The organism is Francisella sciaenopsi (assembly GCF_045862875.1).
GTDB lineage: Bacteria > Pseudomonadota > Gammaproteobacteria > Francisellales > Francisellaceae > Francisella > Francisella sciaenopsi.
The window spans coordinates 130,797-154,417 of record NZ_BTHG01000003.1; the positions used below are offsets into that span (position 1 = coordinate 130,797).

Genomic DNA, 23,621 nt, shown 5'->3' on the forward strand with positions numbered 1-23,621 from the left:
ACCATTATGTTGTGATATTAGGAGTCAAAATAGCAATTATTTTAAAATTTATTGTTAGCTTATTTGCAATAATTAATCCATTTTCATTAGCTGGAATATATCTTGATACTGTAAAACAATCGGATCAAAAAGAAAAGAATACAATTGTCTTCACAATGATATTAGCATTTTTGGCTATACTTAGTCTAATGGTATGGTTTGGTAATGATATCTTATCTGTTTTTGGTATTAACCAGGATGCTTTTCGTGCTGGTGGCGGGGTGATTGTTTTATTCTTTGGCTTGAGAATTTTGGGAGTATTAGCACAGCCAGTATCAAATGCTACAGTGAGAGCTATTTCTGCTAGAGATTTAGCAGTTGTGCCCCTGGCTATACCTTTATTAGCTGGTCCAGGGACAATAGCTACTGTAATTACAGATTCTCATGAATATTTTGCTACTATCGAGTCAAAGATTGTTGCAAATTTATGTTTATTGTTTGTGGCAATTGTGTTGTGGTTGTTTTTTAGGTATTTACCTAAGATATCAGTATTTCTTGGAGAGCATGCTATGGATGTTATTTCAAAGATTATGGGTTTGATGTTGGTTGCTATTTCGGTAGAAATGATTTTTGATGGAATCAAAGGTTTCTTTTATTAGTTTAAAAAGGAGAATAATATGATAAAGGTGTTTGGGATAAATAATTGTACAAGCGTAAGAAATGCTCTTAAGTTTTTTGAAGAAAAAGGCAAGAAAGTTGAATATATAAATCTCAGACAAAATAAACCTACTTGGCAAGAAATGAAAGAGATAAAACAAATTGGTGATTTTCAAGTAATAGACTTATTTAACTCTAACGGTAAGCTTTTTACAGAAATGGGTCTTAAAGAAAAATTTGATAGCTTGTCAGAGCAAGAAGCATTTGAGCTTTTAGTTACCGATGCCTTATTATTTAAAAGGCCGCTAGTTGTAGATGGCAACTATGCTAGAACTGGCTGGAATAAAAAAGAATATGAAGAAAAGTGGGGTTAGAATGATTTAAAATTTGAGATGTTTTATTCTGTTGCGTCAGATTTTGCTTTCTCAATTTGTGCATCTAGACTAGCTGCTTTTGAAAGATTTTGTTGAGCTTCTGCATTTAAAACATTTGCCTGATCTTTGTTATATTGCGACTTAGAAGTATCAGCTTTGGCTTCTTTATCAAGATTTCCAGCATCAGTTGTTAGTGTATTAGCTTCTAATTGGTCCTGTTTAGCCTGTTCATTTAATTGGCTTTGTTGTTGCTCTAGATCTTGTAATGCACGTTCTTTTTTATTTGGTCCACATGAAGCAAGTAAGCTTACACATACTACAGAAGTAAGTAATATTCCTGATAATCTTTTTATAGTCATTGGTTATTCTCCTAACAGTTATTAAAATCAAATTGACACAAATTAATTGATATCATTTTAATTATGCTAAATCAATAATTATTAGTAAATACTAAATGGTTAATTTTTTATTAAAAATTAGTGATTATATCTTAGGTGAGTAATGAGGAATTCTTAGTGATAGTGCTTTTAGAATAAGTTAACAGCATGAAGAAACATGATTGCACAGAAAACTGTAATAATACCGGCAGTAATATTTAGCTCTTTTCTATTGCAAAAAACAGATATTAGGAACCAAACTAAAATACCCGTAGCAATACCTGTTGATATTGATGATGCGAGAGTCATCATTATTATGGTAAAAAATGCTGGTGTAGCTTGAACGAAGTCGTTCCAGTTAACATTAGCTACTTGTTGCATCATCATTATACCTATTAGAACTAATGCTGGAGAAATCACTTCTATCGGAATAGAGCTGATTAATGGTGATAGAAATAAAAATGGTAAAAACATTAACCCTGCAAAGATAGCTGTAAGACCAGAACGTGCTCCTTGAGCAATGCCTACACCAGATTCTACAACTACTGTAGATGGACTAGAGCCTAGTATGCCAGATACGGTAGCACTTGTAGCATCAGCAAGGAAGGTTTTCTTTAGTTCTTTATCTCTATGATTGTGCTCTTTTTGCATACTTCCATATAAGCTTGATATGGTTCCAGTACCATCAAAAAGACTTAAAAAGCAAAATGTGAATATTGTTGGTAAAATAGCGAATTTTAGGCCACTTATGAAATCTATTTGACCTATCAAAGAGAAATCAGGAGCACTTACTATAGTAGTTGGTAGTGCTATTATTTTTTCATGAGAAAAATGCTCTAAAGGTATAGATAATATGTAGCCTATTATGATTACTATAATAATTGGGGCAGGAATTTTCTTTATAAAAAGTATTACTAATAATATTAAACATACCATAAATAATATGGTATGTGGATTGATGCTATTTAAAGTTAATAGGCCTTCGTTAGAAGTAATAAAGCCACTATTTATAAAGCCGATATATGCAATAAAGAGTCCAATGCCAGCTCCTAGAGATTGCTTGATTGACTTAGGGAGACTTAGCATGATTTTTGTACGAATATTTAAAATTACTAATAAGCTAAATATTACTCCTGACCAAAATGTCGCACCTAATACGGTTTGCCATGGCAAGTGATACACTGATACGGCAGTATATGAGAAGAAAATATTCATTCCCATACCAGGAGCTACTACAAAAGGATTGCGTGTGAATAATCCCATGATTATGCTACCAAAAGCAGATACTAAGATTGTGCTTGTTACCAAAGCATTGCTAGGCATACCAGCAGCAGCTAATATTTTTGGATTTACTACGATGATATAAGAAATTGCTAGAAAGGAAGCCAATGCTGCTAGGAATTCTTTTTTTATTGAGGTGTTATTTGCTTTTAGATCAAAGAATGATTCTATTGTTTTCAACATATTTTACAGCTAAATCACTAAAAGTTATATTGTAGTAATTAGTATGACAAAAGTCTATTTGGTTTTGATGTTTAGCAAGATTTTTTATATTCAGAATATAAGTTGTCTAATTGTTGTCTAATATTGATTCCTATATTTCTATAATCACATTCGCGTAAGTTTGCTAAAGAAACTCTAGCAGAAGGATGTAGATCATCAAAGCCATTACCAGGTAGAAGAACCACTCCTGTTTCAGATGCTAAAGTTTTTAGCATATCATTAACACTATGGTTTTGTATTAACCATTTAGAAAAAAACTTATCATAAATTACAGTTGAGAGATGTTCTAAATCTAGAAGTGTATAATATCCAACATTATTTGAATTATAATGGTGCTGTATTTTAGGTGATATGGAATTAAATAAGATATTGTAGCGTCTTCTGATAAGCTTTTTTGCTTCTTTACGGTAAATATCTTGATTGTCTAATAAGCTAGAAAGTGCAAAAAGGCTCATTTGTAATTGTTGAGGTAGTGAGATACCAGCAGTATGATTTAGGGCAACAGAGCGACTATCAGCTACTAATCTATCAATAAACTTTAATGTTCTTGAATTTGTTGTAAGAGAGCTGTAATGCTTATCAAGCTCTTGCAGTTTTTTACCATCAAGTTCGCTAATTAATTTATCAAAAATATTGTCTTTGTGTAGGGCAATCGTACCAATGCGCCAGCCAGTTGCTCCAAAGTATTTGGAGAATGAGTAGACGCAAAGAGTGTTGTAGGCGCATTTTGAGAATAATGATTCAAAGTCATCTGAAAAAGTTGCATAAACATCATCGGTAATAATCATTAAATCAGATCGATGATATTCGATGATCTTCGCTATTTTTTCTAGAACAGCATCACTAATTTTGACAGATGGCGGATTGCTTGGATTTACTAAGCAAAGAATTTTGATAGTAGGGTCTAATAGTTTTTCTAGCTCTTTGTCAGTAATTTGCCAGTCTGCTTGTTCATCAGCATAGATGTGGACTATAGTATTGTTATATTCTGGAAGCTCTGGAATTTCAAGATATGGTGAGAAGATAGGGCTAATCATTGCTATTTTATCACCGATATTAAGCAATCCATTTATTTTCGCTGATTGAAAAATGTATGTCATGGCAGCGGTGCCACCTTCTGTTGCAAAAATATCGAACTCTAGTGGGATGTCTGTATTTTTATAGAGCTCTTCGCGTAGGTAGTACATTACAATTTTTTCAGTAATAGAAAGCATTCTTGGCGGTGAAGGGTAGTTGCATCCAAGATATGCATTAGTCACTTCATATAAAAAGTCTTCTTTATTGATGCCTAAATGATCATCAACAAAAGAAATTGCAGCTTTAAGAAAACTAATTCCATCTAGCTTATCATTAGCCATGCAGTAGAAATCAAATCTTTCTAACATGCCTTTTTTCTCAGGTAAGCCACCAAAGATGCTATCAAAATAGGAGTAAGATCTTTCAGATTCTTTGAGTGCAAAGTCTCCAAGACGTAAGAAAGCATGTCTTGGAACGGTTGCCAAAAAATTAGGATTACCACGACCAGCATTCAACATTAATCTATCGGCTTTACTTGTTGCTAATTTTATTAATTCATCCTTAAATTCAAATGGACTTAAATCTTGTTGGCTCATAAAAATATCCTTTTAGTTAGGTATGATTGTTACTAATGCAACTATAATAGGCCCCCATAGTGTCAGCCATATATTTGCTAAAGCGTAAGATGATGTGAATGGAATTACAGGGGTGGCGTTGCCTGCTCGTTCTAATAAAGCAGCAAAACCAGGGTTTGCGCTTCTACCACCGGCAATAGTTGTTAATAATATAATTGGGTTTTTGATTTTAAGTAAATAGTACGATATATAAAAAGAAATTACTTGAGGTATGATAGTTACGCCAATACCCAAGAAAAATAGTGTAAGTCCGTGCTCCTTGATGGCAATTATAGCTTGAGGCCCAGCAGTAATTCCAACACTAGCTACAAATATTGCTAAACCTAAGTCTCTGATAAAATTAGAAGCACCTAATGGTAGATTGCTAAATTGAGGTTTTACTGATCTGATCCAACCAAAAATCAAGCCTGATAGTAAGCAACCAACACCAGCTCCTAAAGTTATTGAAATACCAAAGATATTGAAACTTATTAGGCCCAAAATATAACCTAAAACCATCCCTAAACCAAAGAAAATAAAATCAGTAATCGGAGCTTCAGAAATATAAGTCCCTATCTTGTTGCTAATTTTGTCAAGATCTTCTGGTTTGCCTACTAGGACAATTTCATCGCCTCTTCTTAGTTTTAGATTGTCAGAAATAGGAAGCTTCTGACCAGAACGAATAATTTTTTGTAAAAAGATTCCATAGTAATTTTTGTTTTGAATTATAGTTTTGATTTCTTGGATAGTTTTGTTGAAAAGATTTTTGTTTGTTAAGATGAAAGATCTTTTTTCTTCAATGAAATTGAATTGCTGAGGTTTGGTAATTTCATCATCATTTGAAATGATAGATTGTATGTCTAAATCTTCGTAGAAGGTTATGGCCACTATATCATTAGTATTTAGGGTAGTTTCAGAGGTTATAGTTAGTAGTTTATTATCACGAATGATATTTTCTATCACGACTTTATACTCATATGCTTTATATATTTCTACAACTGATCTATTTAGTAGTTCTGAGTTGTGATTAATTCTATATGCTCGAGTAGTGTATTCGCTAAAAGCAGAGAATTGACCAGCCTCTAAATCTAAGCTGCCATCAGATTGTTCCATTGCTAGTTTAATAGCTTCTTTTCTGATATCCCACTTCATTATAAGTGGGAAGATTGTAGCTAGTAGAATAATCGGACCAAAAGATCCAAAGATATAACATACAGCATATCCAACAGCGACGTTAGCTTGCATTGTATGAATAATTGATTCTGGTAGTGAGCTTATTGCAGCTATTGCATTATTTGCTGAACCTATCATGGCTGATTGAGTTAATCCTCCAGCACCTAATCCAGCTGCAGTACCTTTATCTAACTGAAATATCCAAGCAAAAGCTAGTACGCATACTAATCCTAGTAAACATGTTATCGTTGAGGAAGTTAATAACAAAAGAGTACTTTTGTTTAATGATCTGAAAAATTGTGCTCCTCCTTGATAGCCAACAGCATATATAAATAAAGCAAAAAACAAAGAGCCTATCTCTGGTGGAATCATAATATTAAGTTGTCCTATGACTACACCAATTATTAGAGATCCTGAAATACCACCTAATACAAAAGTCTTGTACTTAATCTTTCCGAGTAAATAACCAATACTTATTGTTAAAAATAGTGCTATGAAAGGGTTTTTGAGTATATTAAGCACTAACTGTAGAAGCATCTTGAATCCCAGTATGACCGCATATATAAAGTATAGCAGACCTTGGTAGGTATAATAATTACGGAGTTGTGATTCGTTGAGTATTTATATATCCGCCTGGTACTGACTCAATCAGTGATTTGAGTTCGAGCTCAAATAGAATAGGAGTTATTTCGATATAAGGAAGTTTCGACTCAGTAACTATTTTATCAATCGTTGTGAGCTCTTGTCCTATAATATCTAGAATTACTTTCTCGGTGTTGCTTAGGTTTACATCATTGTCAGTTATTTTTGTAGAAGTCTTTTGTAATGAGTTATTTGGGTTGATATTTATCTCTTCTAGAATATCATTGATATCGCAAACTAGTTTTGCTCCTTGTTTGATTAATTCATTACATCCTTGACTTGATGTGCTAAAAATACTTCCTGGTACTGCAAATACTTCTTTGTTTTGTTCAAGAGCATGTTGGGCAGTTATTAATGAGCCACTTTTGCTAGCTGCTTCGATTACAACTACTCCTTTAGATAGTCCGCTAATGATACGATTTCTTTGAGGAAAAGTGTAACGTGAAGCTGTTGTTCCTAGAGGTAGCTCAGATATTATTAATCCATTATTGGAAATAATATTGCTATATAGTTCTCTATTCGAACTTGGATATATAATATCAACTCCTGTACCTACTACTGCTATAGTATTTAAATTGTTTTCAAGAGCATATTTATGAGCTAGTGTGTCAATACCATAGGCTAGTCCACTTGTTATAGTAATATTTGAGTCTTTGAGTTCTTTGCAAAGTTTGTAAGTAACATTCTTTCCATAAGTAGAGTTATTTCTTGCACCAACAATTGCTAATTGAGCAGTCTCTAAAAGCTCTGTATTACCTGTACAATATAATACAAAAGGAGGATTGTTAATATGTTTGAGATTTTCTGGATAATCTTTATCTGTGTATATTATTAACTTGTTATTGCTATTTTTTAACCAGCTATTAATTTTATCTAGATAGCTTTGATATTTTCTATTGCTTAGATACTCTATACTCTCAGAACGTAACGATAAGCTTTTGACAAATTTGCTTGGATTATCGACAATCTCCCTAAAGCTAATGTTAAACTCTAATGCTCTCAAAAGACGACTATTACTAAAATAGGGAGTGCATGAAAGAGCAATTATGACATTAGTAGTATCCTTCATTACAATCGGGTTGTTGCCATTGAGTTGCTAGTAATTTCTTGTAATGAATTTACAATTATTGCTATAGAGTAGTTGTTAGATTCTCTATATATAAAACCATAACCTATATATTTAGGAGGTATTGGAAAGCCATCAGCTCTACTCTCTGGTTCGTATAAAATAACTTCCGCTCCTAATTTTAGACCATCAGTAGCGCCTTTGTTAAGCAGAATACTGTTATAAGATGATGAGAAGGTGTTTGTATTCATAACATCTTCGAGTACATTGGCAGTTATTTTACTGCTCATTCTAAATGTTTCACTTGGAAGTTTTTGATCTGCAATAGCATCAGGTATGACATAATTACCAACGCTGGCTTCTCTAGTTAGATTAGTAATCGTAAGAGCGGTAATACCTTTATAGGTATGGTCATATTTAGCTGTTCCTAATCTATAGTACTTTGTATCATCATTAAACGAAGATAGTGGTTTAGGTTCTGAAATAATAATAAAATTTTTGTTATCAACACTTTGTGGATATTCTTTATCAGCAAAGATCTTGAAGTCTATGCTAAGTACAGGTCTTTTTTCACTAGAATCGTATATTCTTGATACATTATCAACCTCATTACCATTTAGTAAGTAAACATTTGAAAAAAACTTAGTATAATCTGTAGGTTTTACATGTTTTAGATTTTGCTCTATATTATCTATTTGCTCGATAAGTCTACTTTTTAGAGTAATTTCAACTCTTTGATTTATTGCTCTATTTGAGCTTGTATCATTTGGGGCAATAGGGTCTTGGTAGCCTAGAGCCTTAATTATAATACCATTATTTTTATCTAACCCTCTTCTAACAAGATATTCTTCAACACTTTCTGCGCGGTTTTGAGATAGTCTAATGTTGTATTCCGTCAGGATGTGTTTATCAGTTAGAAGTTTTGACTCAACTTTTCCTGCATATCCTCTTATTGTAAATGCTGTAGTGTCAGTAAGTTTTAGGTAAGCATAGAGTTTATTGAGAATTTGCTTGGCTTGATCATTAAGAGTATAACTATCAGCATCAAATTTTATATTTGTTTGAATTAGATCTGGACCTTGTTGCTCTTTTAAACATATAAAAGATTGGTCAGACTCTATTAATTTTTTTGTGCAGGGCTCTAATGTTGGAAAGGTGAGGTTTTCATTGCTAGGATTCTCACTACCAGTAAAAGTTTCACAGCTTGTAATGGCAAGCACCAATATTAATATTGCACCAATGCTTAATAGTTTTTTCATATGGGATAAATAAAGCTTATAATCTATTAGTAGGATTTTACTATAAAGTTGTTATTGAGAGTAGTATTTATAATTAAGGTTATTAACTTATATCTATGAAATCAGTTTGTTATTGTAAACAAAAGATGAATAAAACTTGTAAATATGGTATCTTGAAGTTCAAAAAATATAATTAGAATTTATATGAAAATAACTTCAGATAGCTTTGTAAAAATGCACTTTAAATTTAGGTTGAAAGATGGTTCTATAGCTGAAGATACAGAAAACTATAATAGACCTTTTATATTTCAGATGGGTCAAGGGTGCTTTACTGATAAGGTTGAAAGCGAGCTAGAGGGGGCATCTATTGGTGACAGCAAAAGAGTCGTTTTAATGCCAGAAGAAGCATTTGGTGAAAAACATCCAGCAAGTATATATTCCGTACCAAAGTATAGATTTCCGAAGGATATGGAGTTAGAAGAAGGTTTAATTGTATCATTTAGCCAAAAAGATGGATCTAAGCTACCAGGTTTGATTACCGAAATTAATGAAAATGATGTTACAGTAGATTTTAATCATCCATTATCAGGTCAGATAATTGTATTCGAAGCTAAGATTTTAGATATAGCAGAAAAAGAGGAAGATTTAGGTGAAGATATTATTAGCTAATCCCAGAGGTTTTTGTGCAGGAGTAAGTAGAGCTGTAGAAACTGTAGAAAAGGTTTTAGAAGTTGAAAAGTCTCCTATCTATGTGCGTCATGAAGTTGTCCACAATAAAGTTGTTGTAGATTCTTTGAAGAAAAAGGGTGTAGTTTTTGTTAAAGAGGTTGATGAGGTTCCAGATGATGCTGTATGTATATTCAGTGCTCATGGTGTTTCGCTACAGGTCGAAGAGACTGCGGCTAAAAAAAATCTTGTGTTATATGATGCGACATGCCCATTAGTTACTAAAGTTCATAGAGGTGTTCGACTAGCTAGTAATAACGATGCTGAATGTGTTTTGATTGGGCATAAAGGACATCCTGAAGTACAGGGTACTATGGGTCAGTATCGTAGTAAAAAAGGAGCTATATATCTAGTCGAAAATGAGGAAGATGTTGCCAAGCTAAATATAAGAAACCCTGATAATTTGTACTATGCAACACAAACCACTTTATCAGTGGATGAGACTCAAGGAATTATAGAATCTTTAAAAAATAAATTCCCAAATATCAAAGGACCTAAAAAAGAAGATATTTGCTATGCAACTCAGAATCGTCAAACTGCAATAAAATCAATGCTTAAAGAAATAGATGTCTTAGTTGTTGTAGGCTCACAAAATAGCTCGAATTCTAATAGGCTTAAAGAGCTGGCGACACTAGAAGGTATTGATTCTTATTTGGTTGATAACCGTTTGGAAATTAGAAGAGCATGGTTTGACAATAAGAAAGTTTGTGGTGTAAGTGCCGGAGCGTCTGCACCTGAATATCTTGTTCAGCAAATAATTACAGAGATATCTAGGATTTGTGAAGGAGATGTTGCCGTAGAGGAATTTGATGGTATTAAAGAAGAAGTATATTTTCCTCTTCCTAGATTACTAAAGCAGAAAATTATTGGCACTAATTAAGGAGAGCTTATGCAGAGGTCAGTTAGAGGTGCGACAACGATAGAAAAAGATACTAAAGAAAATGTCTTAAGTGCGACAAGAGAGCTTTTGCAAGAGATGATAGATCTCAATAATATTAAGTCAGAAGATATTGTTAATATTATATTCACTGCAACCAACGATATTACCTCGGAATTTCCGGCTGTTGCAGCCCGTGAGCTCAATTTGGTTGATGTACCTTTGATTGATTGTCAGCAAATGATGCGTAAGGGAGCATTAGAGTTTTGTATTAGGGTTATGTTGACATATAATACAACTAAGTCCCAGGTTGACGTAAAACATGTGTACTTGCATGGGGCGAAAGTATTAAGACCAGATTTATTAATAAAGTAGTAGGATTATAGTTATGTGGTTATTGGAAAATATTGATATGAAAAAGTCAAAATATATACTTCCTAGTTTATTTACTAGTGCGAGTTTGTTGTTTGCTTTTTTGGCTATTATTGCTGCCTTTCAAGGTAACTTTATCTCATCGGCAGTATATATGTTGTTAGCAGGATTCGCTGATGCATTTGATGGTAGAGTTGCTAGATATACTCACACTCAGACAGAATTTGGTGCTGCATTAGATAGTCTTGCTGATGTAGTTTCTTTTGGAGCAACTCCTGCCTTGGTAATGTATTTTTGGAGTTTGCATAATTTGGGGGCTTTAGGAGCTGCCATTGCATTTTTATATTTACTTGCTGTTGCTTTGAGATTAGCAAAATTTGATACTATGCCGGCTAGTGATAATTCTGAAGAAAGCGTATTAGAACGTCGTCTATACTTCTATGGTATGCCTTGCCCAGCTGGGGCTGTAACTATTTCAGGCTTAATCTGGATGGGTCAAAGATTTTTGGTTGGGGACTCTACATTCTTAAGTGTTGTGATTGTTGTCCTTACAGCATTCACTGCTCTATATTTAGCATTTATGATGGTTAGTGATATTAAATTTAGAAGTTTCAAGGATAGTGATGGTAAAGGTAATATTAGTAAGCTATATGTTATTTGCTTTATACTAATAATTTTGATGCTATTTACAATGCCGGATAAATTACTTTATTTTATAATGATTGGTTACGCTTTGTCTGGTCCTGTATCTCATTATAGATATAAGCAGAAAATCAAAAATAGTGATTTGAATGAAGACTCTGTAGTAGACGGTAAAAAAATTATAGATGCTGATTAGTATAGAAGGTTATTCTGTAATTGTTACAAAAGCATCGTGGCTAACATGACCTTGTTCACTTATAATACCTGCAGATACTCCTCCTGGTTGTTGCATGTATCCTGGCTCGTTAGAGTCTAAGTTTTGATCAGTTGGAGGAGGGGTTACATATCCGAAAGAATCTCCTCCCGAGTTTGTGCACGATATCAAAGCTGTAGCGACAAAAGCTAATACTAACAAAGTTGTTTTTTTCATTATATAACAATCTAAAATTTTATTATTGATCTAATAATAACAGATTTATATTTAATTTAGATGCATTAAATGGTTTATAATTTATATAGGTTTACGTATAATTAGCGACAACACGTGCGAAAATATATGAAAATATAAATCTTTCAGGAATATTTATGGACAATTCTATTTCTTTAGTTCAATTAATTTTACATGCTAACTTTATAGTTCAGCTTATTATGTTAGGTCTAGTAGCCATGTCTGTTTACTCTTGGGCTATCATGTTTGAAGTTAACAATCGTGTTAAAAAATATCGTAATGAACAAGTTCAATTTGACAAGTTATTTTGGGCGGGACATCATATACAAAAGTTGTATGACTACTATCTTCAACATAAAGAAAATATCTTTGGTAAATCAATAATATTTTGCTCAGGTTTAAGAGAATTTAATAATCTTAAAGATACTGGGATACTAAGAGGCGATACTATTCTAGAAGGTATGGAAAGAACAGTAAGTATAGCTATAGCTCAAGAGGCGAAAGAGCTAGATAGAAAGTTACCAGCTTTGGCTACGATAGGTGCTGTATCTCCATATATTGGACTGGTTGGTACTGTTTGGGGTATTATGTCGTCATTTAATACACTTGGTGGTGTAGAGCAGGCTACAATTTCTGTAGTTGCTCCTCATATAGCAGAAGCATTGATTGCTACAGCACTTGGTCTTTTTGTGGCAATTCCTGCTGTTATCGGTCATAGTAGATTGTCTAATCTGGTTGATGATGTTTTGTCAGGTTATGAATCATTTCAAGATGATCTATGTATATTACTTTTAAAAGAAGCGCATAGAGATGAAGTTCAACAGCAACATCAAGAAAGCTTTTAAATAAAGGCTTTTTAATATGAAAAAGAGAAACAAAAGATTTTTTAGAAAAAAGAGACCAATGGTGCAAATCAATGTAGTACCTTACATTGATGTAATGTTGGTGCTTTTGGTTATTTTTATGATTACAACACCTATACTAACGCAGGGTGTAAAGGTCGATTTACCTAAAGCTCAATCTGAGAAAATACCTTCTAACGATAGTAAACCTATTGTTGTTACTGTTAATAGGGATGGAGAGTATTTTGTTAATCAAGGAGTTAGTGATCCAAAAGCGCCATTAAGCGCTAGAGATCTTACAAATGCGGTTATTAGCTTATCTCAGCAATCTCCTGGTAAGCCTGTATACGTACGAGGTGATAGTAGTGCAAGTTATGGCGAGGTAGTAAAAGCTATGGCTCTTATTCAAAGAGCAGGTGTAGATAAAGTGGGGTTAGTCACTGAAGATGGCAAATCTTAATTATCAAAAAATTATTCGTTTCTGTAAAAAAACAGTGGATGAAAATCCATTCTTAGTAAAAGCAATACTCGTACATATTGGTATTGTAATTTTGTTATACACTCTAGCCTTTATAAGTGATCTTAAGTTTGAAACTAGTCAGGCGGCTTTGAGTGCTGAGGTTCAGAAGGCCCCTAAGCAACTTCAAATTATCCAAGCAACGTCGATAAGTAGTAGTGAATTAGATAAACAGATTTCTGCTTACGAAAATCACCAGCAAGAATTAAAACAAGCTAGAGAAGATATTAAGCAAGCAAAAAAACAGGCCCTTATAAAACATCAGCAAAAACTAAAAGAACAAGCTGAAGCTGAGAAAAAAGCAAAGTTGGAAGCAAAAAGAAAAGCTATAGAAGAAGCTAAGAAAAAGGCTCAAGAAGAGCAAAAACGTCAAGCCGAACAAGAGAAGCAGGCGCAAGAGGAAGCAAAACGTAAGAAAGAGCTAGAAGAGAAAAAGAAAGCTCAAGAAGAGGCAAAACGTAAAAAAGAACAAGAGCTGAGAGCTAAACAAGAAGCAGAAGAAAAAGCTCGTCAAGAGAGATTAGCCAAAGCAAGAGCAGAAGCTATTGCATCAGCTAAGCGCGAGGCGGCAAAAAATCAGGCAGATTTAGCTGTTAGCAAGTATGTTACAGAATATACTGATAGAGTTGGCTCAAACTGGATTAAAGATGATTGTAGAGGTATATATGATTTACCAAGAGCAATAATCAGAAATGGAGAGTTTATTAAACTCACAGGAACTTCAGGTGATTATAGTTGTGATCAGTCGCTTATAGATGCTATTAAAAATACGACTCCACCAGAGGTGTCAAACCCTATTGCAAGAAGAACGATACAAACAGAAAATATAAGCTTTATATTTAAACAAAGTTAATGAGGAATAATATGAGAAAAATCATTACAGGCTTTTCGATATTTGTTTTTTTAATATCTAGTCTATATGCAGACTTAGTCGCTGAGGTGACAACAGGCGTTATTCAAAAACCGTTAGTAACGGTGATAAGTAATAATGTTGTAGATCAATTTCCTCAACAAGTAAATTCTATAATAGTTTCAGATCTTAACCATAATGGTAAGCTACAAGGCGAAGATCCTATTAAGTATGAAATTAATCAAAGTCAGAATATACCTTGGAAGAGTTTGAAGTCTGATTATGTTGTTTTAACAAAATATGCAAAAGATTCAAATAATAGCTACACTGTTGAAGTACAGATATATAAGAGAAATGATACAAGTTATATTAGATCAATAACATATAAAAACATAAGTACATCTTTAGTGAGACCTCTAGCACATAAGATCGCTAATTATGTATACCAAAAACTTACTGGAGAGCAAGGCTTCTTTTTGACAAAGTTGGCATATGTGCAAGTAAGTAATCCTTATGCTAGATATGGTAGAGTTTATGAGCTTGTGATATCTGATTATGATGGGTATAACAAACATACTGTTCTTAGACAGAGTGATAATCCAATAGCTACACCATCATGGTCGAATGATGGAAGATATATAGTTTATTCAAGCTATAGTGGCGGTAGCATGGGTGTGTACACTTTAGAGATAGCTACAGGAAAAGTTACTAGGATAACTAATTTTAAAGGTATCAATAGTTCTCCATCATTCTCTCCTAATGGCAAAGAAATTGCTTTAGCTTTATCTAAAGGTTATTCTGATCAAACTAATATCTATATATTAAATTTAGCTACTAAAGCCTTAAAGAGAATAACTATAAACGGTATAAATACAGCTCCAAAATTCTCACCAAATGGTCAGAGTATAGTATTTACATCTGATAGAGATGGGCGTCCAAATATTTATGTTGCGCCGGTTAACTCAAGATATCCTCAATCATCTAAACTAAGTAGTAGGATATATCAAGGCTATGAGCCAAATTATACTCCAGATGGCAAAGATATAGTGTTTATGAACCAATCTAGATCAAGTGGTACTCAGATAGCTGATTTTAATTTAGCTAATGGAAGTGTGACAAATATCACAAATGGTAAATCAGATAGTTCACCTACAGTATCTCCATTTGGCAATATGATTGCATATATATCCACAAACTCTAGAGGCTATAGTTCATTAGATATGGTATCATTAGATGGAGACAATCATTTTAATGTTGATGCAGCTAATAATGGTAACATCTTAATTCAGTCACCAAGCTGGTCACCCAAAAACTTTTAAGGAGCTTGTATGAAAGTTTTGGTTAAAAATTATGTTATTTTTGCTTTAGCTTTGTTAGTTACAAGTTGTGCGTGGTATAAAGGGCCTCCTTTACAAGCTAACGCAAATGGTAGTTTAGATGGATCATCGCTAAATGAAACAAGTGGTCCAGGTTTTATTAGTACCTTAAAGTCTGCAGATAACTACGGATCAAGTGATACTGGTTTCGCAGATAATGGAGGTAATTATGAAGTTTCAGGTTTTGAAAATAGCTAAAAGGAGTTAGATATGATGAAAAAAAGTATTATGGGTATGGCTGTTGTAAGTTCTATACTTATGTTAGCGAGCTGTTCAAGCACTAGACCAGATAATAGTGATTTAATCAAAGATAAGTATGCTGGTGTTGATAGTTCACAGGCTTTAGAGATGTCTTCGCAAATATATGGTTCTGATAATATGAGCTCAGATCAAGTTGAGCAAATGAAAAAAGAACTAATGGATATTAACTGTAGATCAGTATATTTTGGTTTTGATAGTTATAATATTACTGATGATGCTAAAGAGTGTTTAGATAAGACGGCAGACTATCTAATAGCGCATCCAGATCAACCAATTAAGTTATCAGGTAATACTGACCCTAGAGGTAGTGAGAAATATAACTTTAATCTAGGGCAAAAGCGTGCTGAAGCAGTATATAACTACTTATTAGGTAAAAATGTAAATAAAGACCAAATCTGTGTTGTAAGCTATGGTAAATTAAAGCCTGCTGCAGAACCAACTCAGTTCTATGATGAGTTCTGTACAGATGGCGTTAATGATACATGTTCATATAAAGCATCTGAAAAAGCTTTCTACTTAGATAGAAGAACGGAAATTGATTTCGGTGTGAAGTGTGATGAGAGTAATTCTTCAAACTAATTAATAACCTTTCATCTTGATTTGTAATTTTATCTTTAACTATTTTTTTATCTCAAATTGTTCTACAATAATCGCATAATTTTTTGTTTGAATTAAATATTATGATTAAAATTCCTAAAATTGGTTTTGTGAGTCTTGGCTGTCCAAAAAACCTTGTAGATTCTGAGCGTATAATAACTAAGTTAAAAGCTGAAGGTTATGATTTAGTTGATAGCTATGATAATGCTGATATGGTTATAGTTAATACTTGTGGTTTTTTGAATTCTGCTATTGATGAATCATTAGAGGTTATTGGTGAGGCAATTGCTGAAAATGGTAAAGTACTTGTAACAGGATGTCTTGGAAATAAGGCAGATCTTATCAAAGAAAAACATCCAGAAGTTCTAAGTATTACGGGGCCTCAAGATTATGAGAACTTAATAGAAGCGGTGCATACTCATGCTCCAATATTTGCAAATGATTTTGTATCTTTGGTACCACCACAGGGTATCAAGCTTACTCCAAGACATTATTCGTACTTGAAAATATCAGAAGGTTGTAACAATACTTGTACTTTTTGTATTATTCCAGATATTCGTGGTAAGCTGAAAAGTCGCTCAATTGACAATATCATGAAAGAAGCTGAAAAACTTAAAAATGCTGGTGTTAAAGAGCTACTTGTAATATCACAAGATACTTCAGCCTATGGTGTTGATATCAAGTATAAGTCGGGTATATGGAATGATAAAGAATATCAAAGTAATATTTTAGATCTTGCTACTGCTCTTGGGGAATTAGATATGTGGACAAGATTACACTATGTCTATCCATACCCGCATGTTGATAAAATAGTACCTCTTATGGCACAAGGGAAGATACTTCCTTATTTAGATGTGCCTTTACAACATTCATCACCAGAAGTTTTAAAAAGAATGAAGCGCCCAGCACATACGCAAAAAACTCTTGATAGAATTAATAAGTGGCGTGATATTTGTCCTGATATAACTATTCGTAGTACATTTATAGTGGGATTTCCAGGTGAGACAGAAGCTGACTTTGAGCATTTATTAGATTTTGCAGAAAAAGCTCAACTAGATAGAGTCGGCTGTTTTAAATACTCGGAAGTAGAGGGTGCAAAGGCTAACCAATTTGATAATTTGATTTCTGAAGAAGTTAAGCAACAGAGATTAGATGAGTTTATGGGATTACAAGCTCAAATAAGTGCAGATAAGTTAGAAGGTTTTGTTGGAACAGAGCAACAGATTATAATTGATTCAATAAATACTGAAGAAAACTATGCAATTGGTCGTACTAAATATGATGCGCCAGAAGTAGATGGACAAGTCATTGTTGGTGACGCAGCAGAGAGAGGCTTAAAAGTAGGTGAGTTTGCAACAGTTGAGATTACTGAGTCAACTGAATATGATTTAATTGCAGATTAGATTCTATTTATTAAACTTTCTTAATATTTATTTATCTGTATAAAAAATCTATAATCTTATTTGTATACTTAGAATACTAAACCTTTATTTGAGGAAGTATTATGAGTAGTAATCTAGTTGTTATCGGAGTTTCTGGTTCTATAGGTTGTGCTGTAACTAAGAGATTGAGATATTTGTACCCAGATGCGAATATATATGTTTTTTCACGTTCTATAGTAGCTGATCGTTTAGAAGGTGTAGTTTATGGGTATATTGATTACTCGGATGAATCAACAATTGAAAAAGCCGCGAAAGATGTTTATGAAAAATCAGGAGCTATTAATCTAGTTTTTGTTGCTACTGGTATATTACATACCTCTGAAATAAAACCGCAGAAAGCACTAAAAGAATTATCAGCTGATAAATTTATTGAGCTTTTTCAAGCAAATACAATATTTCCGGCTTTGGTCGCAAAGTATTTCATACCCAAGTTAGCTAAGGATAACAAGTCTGTATTTGCTGCTATTTCTGCGAGAGTTGGTAGTATCTCTGATAATCAACTTGGTGGCTGGTATGCTTATAGAGCCTCAAAGAAAGCTTTTACGTCGGAGTATTCAGCTAGTAAGTTAGTTGAAGTTTTAGATAGTTTGAAATTAGAAGATAGTGGTAAATGTTTTGCATGGGATGGTAAGGAGATTATTCCATAGTAATTTAAAAGAACTATAACTTGCTAGATATTGTTTAAGGAAATAAGATATTATAAATATTGGTTTTATAAAGAGACGTTGTCTATAAAAATTACTTTGAATCTGCAAGTTTTTGATTAATTTGATTAAGTATGATTGTTGCATCAGTTTTACTATCATCTTTAATATAGATAGCTGATTGATTAGGATTATTTTTAGCTGATTGAACTACTATATTAATAGAATCACCTGTTGGGGAAACAGCTTTGATTTCAGATTTTTTCTCATCGACAGTTTGTTCTTTTGTAGTATAATTATTTTCTTTTAATACTTCTGTGGCAACAGAGAATACGGTCTCTCTATTTTTAGCATAAGCATTGTACGCATCAGGGTTTTCCATCCATTTATATGCTAAAGCGCCCACAGCAACGCTAGCTAAGACTAGACCAGTTACAGCTACAGCTTCGGCTGTACACGATGTAATCGCCACTGAAGCAGCTAAAAGAGTTGCGATTGTTATTAGTTTCTTCTTCATCATAATTTTACCTCACGAGGTTGTTGTTTGTGTATGAATTAATAGTCTAACAAATTCATTATATCAAGCTGCTATAGTTTTCCAAACTTGTTTCTTATTTTCGATGTTATAAAAGATGTAAATCTATTTTTATGTTTAATTAGTATATAAAATGGTTTGAAAAAATTAGGTAATAACTATAAAAATGAACTTTATCCAAAAATATTTTGCGATTATAGTTATGGCAGGAGTTGTTTTAGCGATATCAATACCTTCCATATTTATACCATTAAAGCCATATATTACTTATTTGTTGGCTACTATTATGTTGGTAATAGGACTTCATCTACAAGCAAAAGATTTTGTAAAAGTTGCTAACCTAAGGGGAAAGCTGCTCATTATATTAGTGCTAAAATTAACTGTTACATCAATAGCGGCTTTTATAATGGGTAAGATCTTTGGGTTGAGCTTAACAGCATTAATAGGTTTAGTTATTGTAGGGGCTTGTCCAGGAGGTACAGCTTCTGGAGTTATGGCTTTATTAGCTAGAGCAAATATTTCTCTTACTGTTAGTTTAACTTTTCTAACTACGCTGTTAGCACCAATAGTTATGCCATTGATCATCTATTTTTTCTTTGCAAAAAATATTAAGTTAGATTGGTTTGGTATGTTTGAAACAATGGCAATAATAGTTATCCTACCAATAATTTTAGGAAGTTTAATTAGTAAATTTACTAAACTAAATGATTTAACTTTAAAGAAAATCTCCAGTATTCCAATACTCTTGATTATGCTAATAGTAATGGTTGTAACAGCTTTAAATAAAGAAGCCATTATACTTGTGCCTTTAGATATTATTTTGAGCGTTATAATGCTTAGTATATTTGCTAATGTATTTGGATATTTAATAGGTAAAGTTTTAGGTCTAGATTTTGATAGTAGATTAGCTTTGCTATTTGAGTTTAGTATATTAGATGTTGGCTTAGGGATAGTTATAGCTTTGACCTTCTTTGGTAATCAAGCAGCTATTGCTGCAACTTTTTATGCAATTTGGCAGAATATTATTGGACCTATAATTGTTAACTTTGTAAATATATGTCACAGTACTAAGTTTAAATCTTCTTAAAACATTTTGTTGACAAAAAAATCTAAAATAGACTAATATATCTAAAAATATGGTTTTAGATATCAAAATGAATTCTGAGTTAGAAAAATTTATAAATGTCGCGGACGCTATAAGTAGACTTTTGCATCCCTTTGCAGAAGTTGTAATTCATGATTTATCTAAGAACAAGATAGTAGCAATTTTTAATCCTATCTCTAAAAGAGAAATTGGAGATATATCATATTTAGACCATATAGATTTAGATGCATACGATGATTCTGTAATAGGGCCGTATGACAAAATAAATTATGATGGGCGCAAAATGAAATGTATTATCACTGTAATTAAAAGCTCAACAAATGATGTTATTGGAACATTATGTATAAATTTAGATGTTTCTGTATTTGATAGATATCAAAACTTAATAAACGTGTTTCTAAATAATAACAATATGCAAATGTCTCAGCAGCAACAGAGTCTTTTTAGAGATATTTTTTATGAAAAAATTAACAATTTTGTTCAGAGATATTGTATCGATAATAATTTATCAATTGATAACTTAACTAGAGATCAAAAGAAAAATTTGATTTTAGAACTTAAACAACAAGGCGCGCTAGATGGGAAAAATGCTAGTAAATACATTGCAAATGCACTAAATATTAGTCGAGCTACTGTCTATAACTATCTTAAATAATCATAGGAAAAAAATAATGTTAATCATATTAGGAGCAATTGTCGGTTTTGTAGCTAGTTTTATTTCTACACTACTTGGTGGGGGCGCTGGTTTAATAGCGGTTCCAGCTTTTTATTTTATAATTGTACATACTTATGGAGCTGACTTTGCTATGCAAATAGCCATAGCGACTTGTTGTGGGATGTCTATATTTTTAAGTTCTATAGCAACATATAAGCACTATCGTAAGGGTAATATACACTTGGGGGAATTAAAGTATTATTTATTATATTTATCAGTAGGGGCGTTAGTAGGCTCAATAGTCGCAAAGCATATAAATACAGATCTTTTGAAAATAGTTTTTGCAATATTGTTGTTTGGTAGTGGCATCTGGATGATATTGCATAATGATAATAAGGTTGTTAAATTACCTAGAAGTGCTAGATATAGTATTTTTAGTTTTTGTGGTGTGTTGAGTGTTTTAGCAAGTTCAACAACATTTGCAACAATGTTTTTTATAAAGATTGGTACAGATATCAAAAAAGCCATAGCTATAACTAGTATCTGTGTACTCATAAACTCATCAATTGCAGCATTTGTACTTACTTATGGAATTAGTGTTAATGTACCATCAACACTTGGTTATCTAAATATTCCATTGTTAGTATCATCGGGTATATTTGCATTGGCAGGTAGTCTTTTGGCAGTTAATTATTTAGGGATAATTTCTCCAAAGCTTCTAAAGAATTTATTCATAGTTTTGATGTTTGTTTCTGGCGGTGTAATGATTATCTAAAAGTTGAAAATATAAGCTTTTGCTGTATACTTAATATCTCTTTGGAGAGGTGTCCGAGTGGTTGAAGGAGCACGCCTGGAAAGCGTGTATAGTTTAACGACTATCGAGAGTTCGAATCTCTTCCTCTCCGCCAGTTTTAAATAAAAGAATAATCTGTCTTTGTATAAGTTACCAAAACACTTTCTTGATGATATGACTTTTCGTAGACATTAACTAGATTATGTACTTTCTGCTCTAGTTGTTTTGACTTATCATCTGCAAGTATTGTGACAATTTTGGTTTTTTCACTATAAGTAGTTCCTGTTGGGCTACGCCAATATCCTCTAGCATCATTTTCAGTATAACCATCAGGGAAAGCAGGAGTTATGTATTTGTTCTCAAAATTTTTGAACATATTATCTGAAACATAAGAGATATTATTTTTATCATCTTTCATAGTTCTGCCAAAGTAAAGTTTGACGATATATCCTTGATTATTTTTGGCATCTGCAAAGCTAGTATCAGATAACACAAATATACATATTACTAGTGTAATTATATATCTCTTCATAAGTTTCTCTTTAGGTTCTTCTTCAAAAAAATAGCAGCTAAAATTAGCATTAGCCAGCCTATCATTAGAGCAGTGCCACCTAATGGTGCTAGCTTCAAAATAATAGGTATATTATAAACCACAGAAATATAAATGCTAAAGCTAAATAAGATTGTGCCAATTATAAAAAATAAGTTGCTTAGTTTAAGAGATAAGCTTCGTGCTAAGCTCTTACTACTTAAAAGAGCTATTCCAATACCACTAATTACGATAGCATAAGCTTGATTATAACGAACTGCAGTCATTACGAAATCAAAGTGTTCAGCTGAGATTTGTGATTTTAGACCATGTTCTGTATAAGCGCCAAAAGCTACTGATATAAAACCTAAGATTGCACCAATTATTAAAGTCATATCATCTCCTATACATATTGAAGCAATACTGTGATGAAAACTATCAATCCAATCCAATGATTATCAGAAAAAGCTTTTATACAGTTAGCTATACCTAGTTTTTTGTATAAGAAATAATTTCTGATAAATAAAAAAGCACTAATAACAACACCTATGTAAAAAATAATATTAAAGCTTAGATATATACCTAGAGCTATCAAAAGTATTAGTGATATAAAATTAAATAAAAATATATATCTGAAAACTTTATCTCCAAATAAAACAGCTGATGATCTAATACCAATTTCTAAATCAAACTCTCGATCAGCTAGAGCATAGATAGTATCATAAGCTATAGTCCAACATATCGTTGATAGATAAAATATCCAAGCTTCGAGTGGTATATGATTTTGTATAGCAGAAAATGACATGAAAATACCAAAGTTGAATGCTAAACCAAGGATTAGTTGGGGTATTGCAAAGAACCTTTTACAAAATGGATATAGTACAGCCAGAAATAGAGCTACAAATGATAGTAAAATTGTGTATAAGTTTAAAAATAATACACAGATAAAAGCAACTGATGTAAGAACTAGACACAAATATAATGCATTCTTGACACTAAGTTTACCACTGGTTAAAGGACGAGTATTAGTACGCTCTACGTGTTTGTCAAAATCTATGTCTGCTATATCATTAACAATACAACCCACTGTACGCATTACAACTACACCAATAGTGAAGATAATCAAATATTTAATATCTGGAATACCATGACTTGCCAAAACTAATGCAGTAAGAGTTGGCCAAAGAATTAGCAGTATTGGAATAGGGCGATGCAATCTCATTAGCATAATATATGCTTTGAATTTTGTATTACTCTGCATTACAAAACTCCGGTAAAACTAGAAAATATTCTGTAATTAAAAATTTAAGCTTTTGATTATCTTTGTATGTAAATATCGAACTACGAGAAAAGATTTCCTGCTGAATATGTCTATTTGCTTCTTGATAAAAATTATTACTAGATAGCTTCCGGATTATAAATTCATCACGAGTAAACTTAGATTTTTCAAAAAGTAGGTTATCACCAATTGGCTTTGTGCCAAGGTTATCAACTTCTTGTGAAAAAAAATCATAAGTATCACAGGGAATAATTGTCCTAGCAAAAACTAAAGTTTCATTAATACTTGAAAGAGTTATTTGTCGTACTAATGCAGTCTTAATCTCTAATAGTGATGCTTCTAATTGATTAACATTTGTAAAACTCTGAGAGATTTTATCTAATATAATTTCACCATAGCCTTTTGATAGGCTGGTAACTAAGTTTTTTGCATCATTGAGCCAGTATCTTTTTACTTTTGATAAGTTTTGTTTATTAATAATATTCATATAT

29 protein-coding genes and 1 tRNA gene are annotated in these 23,621 nt (G+C 32.5%); 18 read left to right on the top strand and 12 right to left on the bottom strand.

Annotated elements, in window-relative coordinates; translation table 11 throughout:
• Positions 1–11: 11 nt before the first annotated feature.
• Positions 12–638 carry a MarC family protein gene (locus ACKTR7_RS04815; protein WP_407877255.1) on the top strand — a complete coding sequence of 209 codons (627 nt, stop codon included), beginning with the start codon at positions 12–14 and terminating at the stop codon, positions 636–638.
• 18 nt (positions 639–656) lie between these two features.
• Positions 657–1,010 (top strand): arsenate reductase family protein, encoded by a 354-nt coding sequence (locus ACKTR7_RS04820; RefSeq protein WP_407877256.1) that lies wholly within the window; start codon positions 657–659, stop codon positions 1,008–1,010.
• A 23-nt stretch (positions 1,011–1,033) separates the two neighbouring features.
• Here ACKTR7_RS04820 and ACKTR7_RS04825 read toward each other — a convergent pair whose 3' ends face one another.
• From ACKTR7_RS04825 to ACKTR7_RS04850, 6 genes are all read right to left on the bottom strand, one after another.
• Positions 1,034–1,369: a hypothetical protein gene (locus ACKTR7_RS04825; protein ID WP_407877257.1), complete on the bottom strand. Its 336-nt coding sequence runs from the start codon at positions 1,367–1,369 to the stop codon at positions 1,034–1,036.
• Positions 1,370–1,537: 168 nt separating this feature from the next.
• The gene (locus ACKTR7_RS04830; protein ID WP_407877258.1) at positions 1,538–2,851 is read right to left on the bottom strand and encodes an NCS2 family permease; all 1,314 of its coding nucleotides are present in this window, start codon (positions 2,849–2,851) and stop codon (positions 1,538–1,540) included.
• Positions 2,852–2,922: 71 nt separating this feature from the next.
• The gene (locus ACKTR7_RS04835; RefSeq protein ID WP_407877259.1) at positions 2,923–4,503 is read right to left on the bottom strand and encodes a bifunctional aspartate transaminase/aspartate 4-decarboxylase; all 1,581 of its coding nucleotides are present in this window, start codon (positions 4,501–4,503) and stop codon (positions 2,923–2,925) included.
• Positions 4,504–4,515: 12 nt separating this feature from the next.
• On the bottom strand, positions 4,516–6,231 hold the full coding sequence (aspT, locus tag ACKTR7_RS04840) for an aspartate-alanine antiporter (RefSeq protein ID WP_407877260.1): 1,716 nt from the start codon (positions 6,229–6,231) through the stop codon (positions 4,516–4,518).
• Between the two features lie 58 nt (positions 6,232–6,289).
• Positions 6,290–7,405 carry a DNA-processing protein DprA gene (dprA, locus tag ACKTR7_RS04845; protein WP_407877261.1) on the bottom strand — a complete coding sequence of 372 codons (1,116 nt, stop codon included), beginning with the start codon at positions 7,403–7,405 and terminating at the stop codon, positions 6,290–6,292.
• Positions 7,405–8,661 (bottom strand): OmpA family protein, encoded by a 1,257-nt coding sequence (locus ACKTR7_RS04850; RefSeq protein WP_407877262.1) that lies wholly within the window; start codon positions 8,659–8,661, stop codon positions 7,405–7,407. Before ACKTR7_RS04850 ends, dprA begins: the two co-directional genes overlap by 1 nt.
• A gap of 183 nt (positions 8,662–8,844) precedes the next feature.
• Here ACKTR7_RS04850 and fkpB point away from each other — a divergent pair, with 183 nt between their 5' ends.
• The 4 genes from fkpB to ACKTR7_RS04870 are packed head-to-tail and all read left to right on the top strand — an operon-like array spanning position 8,845 to position 11,453.
• Entirely contained in the window at positions 8,845–9,309 is a 465-nt protein-coding gene (gene fkpB / locus ACKTR7_RS04855; RefSeq protein ID WP_407877263.1) for an FKBP-type peptidyl-prolyl cis-trans isomerase, read from the top strand.
• A complete protein-coding gene (gene ispH / locus ACKTR7_RS04860) occupies positions 9,290–10,246 on the top strand; it encodes a 4-hydroxy-3-methylbut-2-enyl diphosphate reductase (protein WP_407877264.1) in 957 nt (318 codons plus the stop codon). The genes fkpB and ispH overlap by 20 nt, the downstream gene beginning before the upstream one ends.
• Positions 10,247–10,255: 9 nt before the next feature.
• The gene (gene aroH, locus ACKTR7_RS04865; RefSeq protein ID WP_407877265.1) at positions 10,256–10,618 is read left to right on the top strand and encodes a chorismate mutase; all 363 of its coding nucleotides are present in this window, start codon (positions 10,256–10,258) and stop codon (positions 10,616–10,618) included.
• 13 nt (positions 10,619–10,631) lie between these two features.
• Positions 10,632–11,453 carry a CDP-alcohol phosphatidyltransferase family protein gene (locus ACKTR7_RS04870; protein ID WP_044525623.1) on the top strand — a complete coding sequence of 274 codons (822 nt, stop codon included), beginning with the start codon at positions 10,632–10,634 and terminating at the stop codon, positions 11,451–11,453.
• A gap of 9 nt (positions 11,454–11,462) precedes the next feature.
• Here ACKTR7_RS04870 and ACKTR7_RS04875 read toward each other — a convergent pair whose 3' ends face one another.
• Complete coding sequence (locus tag ACKTR7_RS04875) at positions 11,463–11,687, bottom strand: hypothetical protein (RefSeq protein WP_407877266.1); 225 nt, start codon at positions 11,685–11,687, stop codon at positions 11,463–11,465.
• 155 nt (positions 11,688–11,842) lie between these two features.
• Between ACKTR7_RS04875 and tolQ the strand changes: the two genes are divergently transcribed.
• The 8 genes from tolQ (at position 11,843) to ACKTR7_RS04915 (ending at position 18,237) form a co-directional block, all read left to right on the top strand.
• Positions 11,843–12,550 carry a protein TolQ gene (gene tolQ, locus ACKTR7_RS04880; RefSeq protein ID WP_407877267.1) on the top strand — a complete coding sequence of 236 codons (708 nt, stop codon included), beginning with the start codon at positions 11,843–11,845 and terminating at the stop codon, positions 12,548–12,550.
• A gap of 16 nt (positions 12,551–12,566) precedes the next feature.
• Positions 12,567–13,007: a protein TolR gene (gene tolR / locus ACKTR7_RS04885; RefSeq protein WP_222830046.1), complete on the top strand. Its 441-nt coding sequence runs from the start codon at positions 12,567–12,569 to the stop codon at positions 13,005–13,007.
• Positions 12,994–13,917, top strand: a complete 924-nt coding sequence (gene tolA / locus ACKTR7_RS04890; protein WP_407877268.1) for a cell envelope integrity protein TolA — start codon at positions 12,994–12,996, stop codon at positions 13,915–13,917. The genes tolR and tolA overlap by 14 nt, the downstream gene beginning before the upstream one ends.
• Before the next feature lie 11 nt (positions 13,918–13,928).
• Positions 13,929–15,233, top strand: a complete 1,305-nt coding sequence (locus ACKTR7_RS04895) for a translocation protein TolB (RefSeq protein ID WP_407877269.1) — start codon at positions 13,929–13,931, stop codon at positions 15,231–15,233.
• A gap of 9 nt (positions 15,234–15,242) precedes the next feature.
• A complete protein-coding gene (locus ACKTR7_RS04900) occupies positions 15,243–15,488 on the top strand; it encodes a hypothetical protein (RefSeq protein WP_042516876.1) in 246 nt (81 codons plus the stop codon).
• 12 nt (positions 15,489–15,500) lie between these two features.
• On the top strand, positions 15,501–16,130 hold the full coding sequence (locus ACKTR7_RS04905) for an OmpA family protein (protein ID WP_407877270.1): 630 nt from the start codon (positions 15,501–15,503) through the stop codon (positions 16,128–16,130).
• Between the two features lie 101 nt (positions 16,131–16,231).
• Positions 16,232–17,551, top strand: coding sequence for a 30S ribosomal protein S12 methylthiotransferase RimO (gene rimO / locus ACKTR7_RS04910; protein ID WP_222830042.1), 1,320 nt, complete (start codon positions 16,232–16,234; stop codon positions 17,549–17,551).
• A 101-nt stretch (positions 17,552–17,652) separates the two neighbouring features.
• Positions 17,653–18,237, top strand: a complete 585-nt coding sequence (locus ACKTR7_RS04915; protein ID WP_407877271.1) for an SDR family NAD(P)-dependent oxidoreductase — start codon at positions 17,653–17,655, stop codon at positions 18,235–18,237.
• A 91-nt stretch (positions 18,238–18,328) separates the two neighbouring features.
• On the opposite strand, the gene ACKTR7_RS04920 is transcribed toward ACKTR7_RS04915, so the two are convergent.
• Entirely contained in the window at positions 18,329–18,754 is a 426-nt protein-coding gene (locus ACKTR7_RS04920) for a DUF3568 family protein (RefSeq protein WP_407877272.1), read from the bottom strand.
• A 181-nt stretch (positions 18,755–18,935) separates the two neighbouring features.
• Between ACKTR7_RS04920 and ACKTR7_RS04925 the strand changes: the two genes are divergently transcribed.
• The 4 genes from ACKTR7_RS04925 (at position 18,936) to ACKTR7_RS04940 (ending at position 21,437) form a co-directional block, all read left to right on the top strand.
• Entirely contained in the window at positions 18,936–19,856 is a 921-nt protein-coding gene (locus ACKTR7_RS04925) for a bile acid:sodium symporter family protein (RefSeq protein ID WP_407877273.1), read from the top strand.
• A 49-nt stretch (positions 19,857–19,905) separates the two neighbouring features.
• Positions 19,906–20,529 (top strand): helix-turn-helix transcriptional regulator, encoded by a 624-nt coding sequence (locus tag ACKTR7_RS04930; protein WP_407877274.1) that lies wholly within the window; start codon positions 19,906–19,908, stop codon positions 20,527–20,529.
• A gap of 16 nt (positions 20,530–20,545) precedes the next feature.
• Positions 20,546–21,304 carry a sulfite exporter TauE/SafE family protein gene (locus ACKTR7_RS04935; RefSeq protein ID WP_407877275.1) on the top strand — a complete coding sequence of 253 codons (759 nt, stop codon included), beginning with the start codon at positions 20,546–20,548 and terminating at the stop codon, positions 21,302–21,304.
• Between the two features lie 43 nt (positions 21,305–21,347).
• Positions 21,348–21,437, top strand: a tRNA-Ser gene (locus ACKTR7_RS04940).
• A 3-nt stretch (positions 21,438–21,440) separates the two neighbouring features.
• Here the strand turns inward: ACKTR7_RS04940 and ACKTR7_RS04945 are convergent.
• The 4 genes from ACKTR7_RS04945 to ACKTR7_RS04960 are packed head-to-tail and all read right to left on the bottom strand — an operon-like array spanning position 21,441 to position 23,617.
• Complete coding sequence (locus ACKTR7_RS04945; protein WP_407877276.1) at positions 21,441–21,854, bottom strand: DUF3574 domain-containing protein; 414 nt, start codon at positions 21,852–21,854, stop codon at positions 21,441–21,443.
• The gene (locus ACKTR7_RS04950) at positions 21,851–22,246 is read right to left on the bottom strand and encodes a DUF423 domain-containing protein (RefSeq protein ID WP_407877277.1); all 396 of its coding nucleotides are present in this window, start codon (positions 22,244–22,246) and stop codon (positions 21,851–21,853) included. The genes ACKTR7_RS04945 and ACKTR7_RS04950 overlap by 4 nt, the downstream gene beginning before the upstream one ends.
• Positions 22,247–22,254: 8 nt before the next feature.
• Positions 22,255–23,112, bottom strand: a complete 858-nt coding sequence (gene ubiA, locus ACKTR7_RS04955; protein ID WP_407877278.1) for a 4-hydroxybenzoate octaprenyltransferase — start codon at positions 23,110–23,112, stop codon at positions 22,255–22,257.
• Complete coding sequence (locus ACKTR7_RS04960) at positions 23,102–23,617, bottom strand: chorismate--pyruvate lyase family protein (protein ID WP_407877279.1); 516 nt, start codon at positions 23,615–23,617, stop codon at positions 23,102–23,104. Before ACKTR7_RS04960 ends, ubiA begins: the two co-directional genes overlap by 11 nt.
• Between the last annotated feature and the right edge of the window lie 4 nt (positions 23,618–23,621).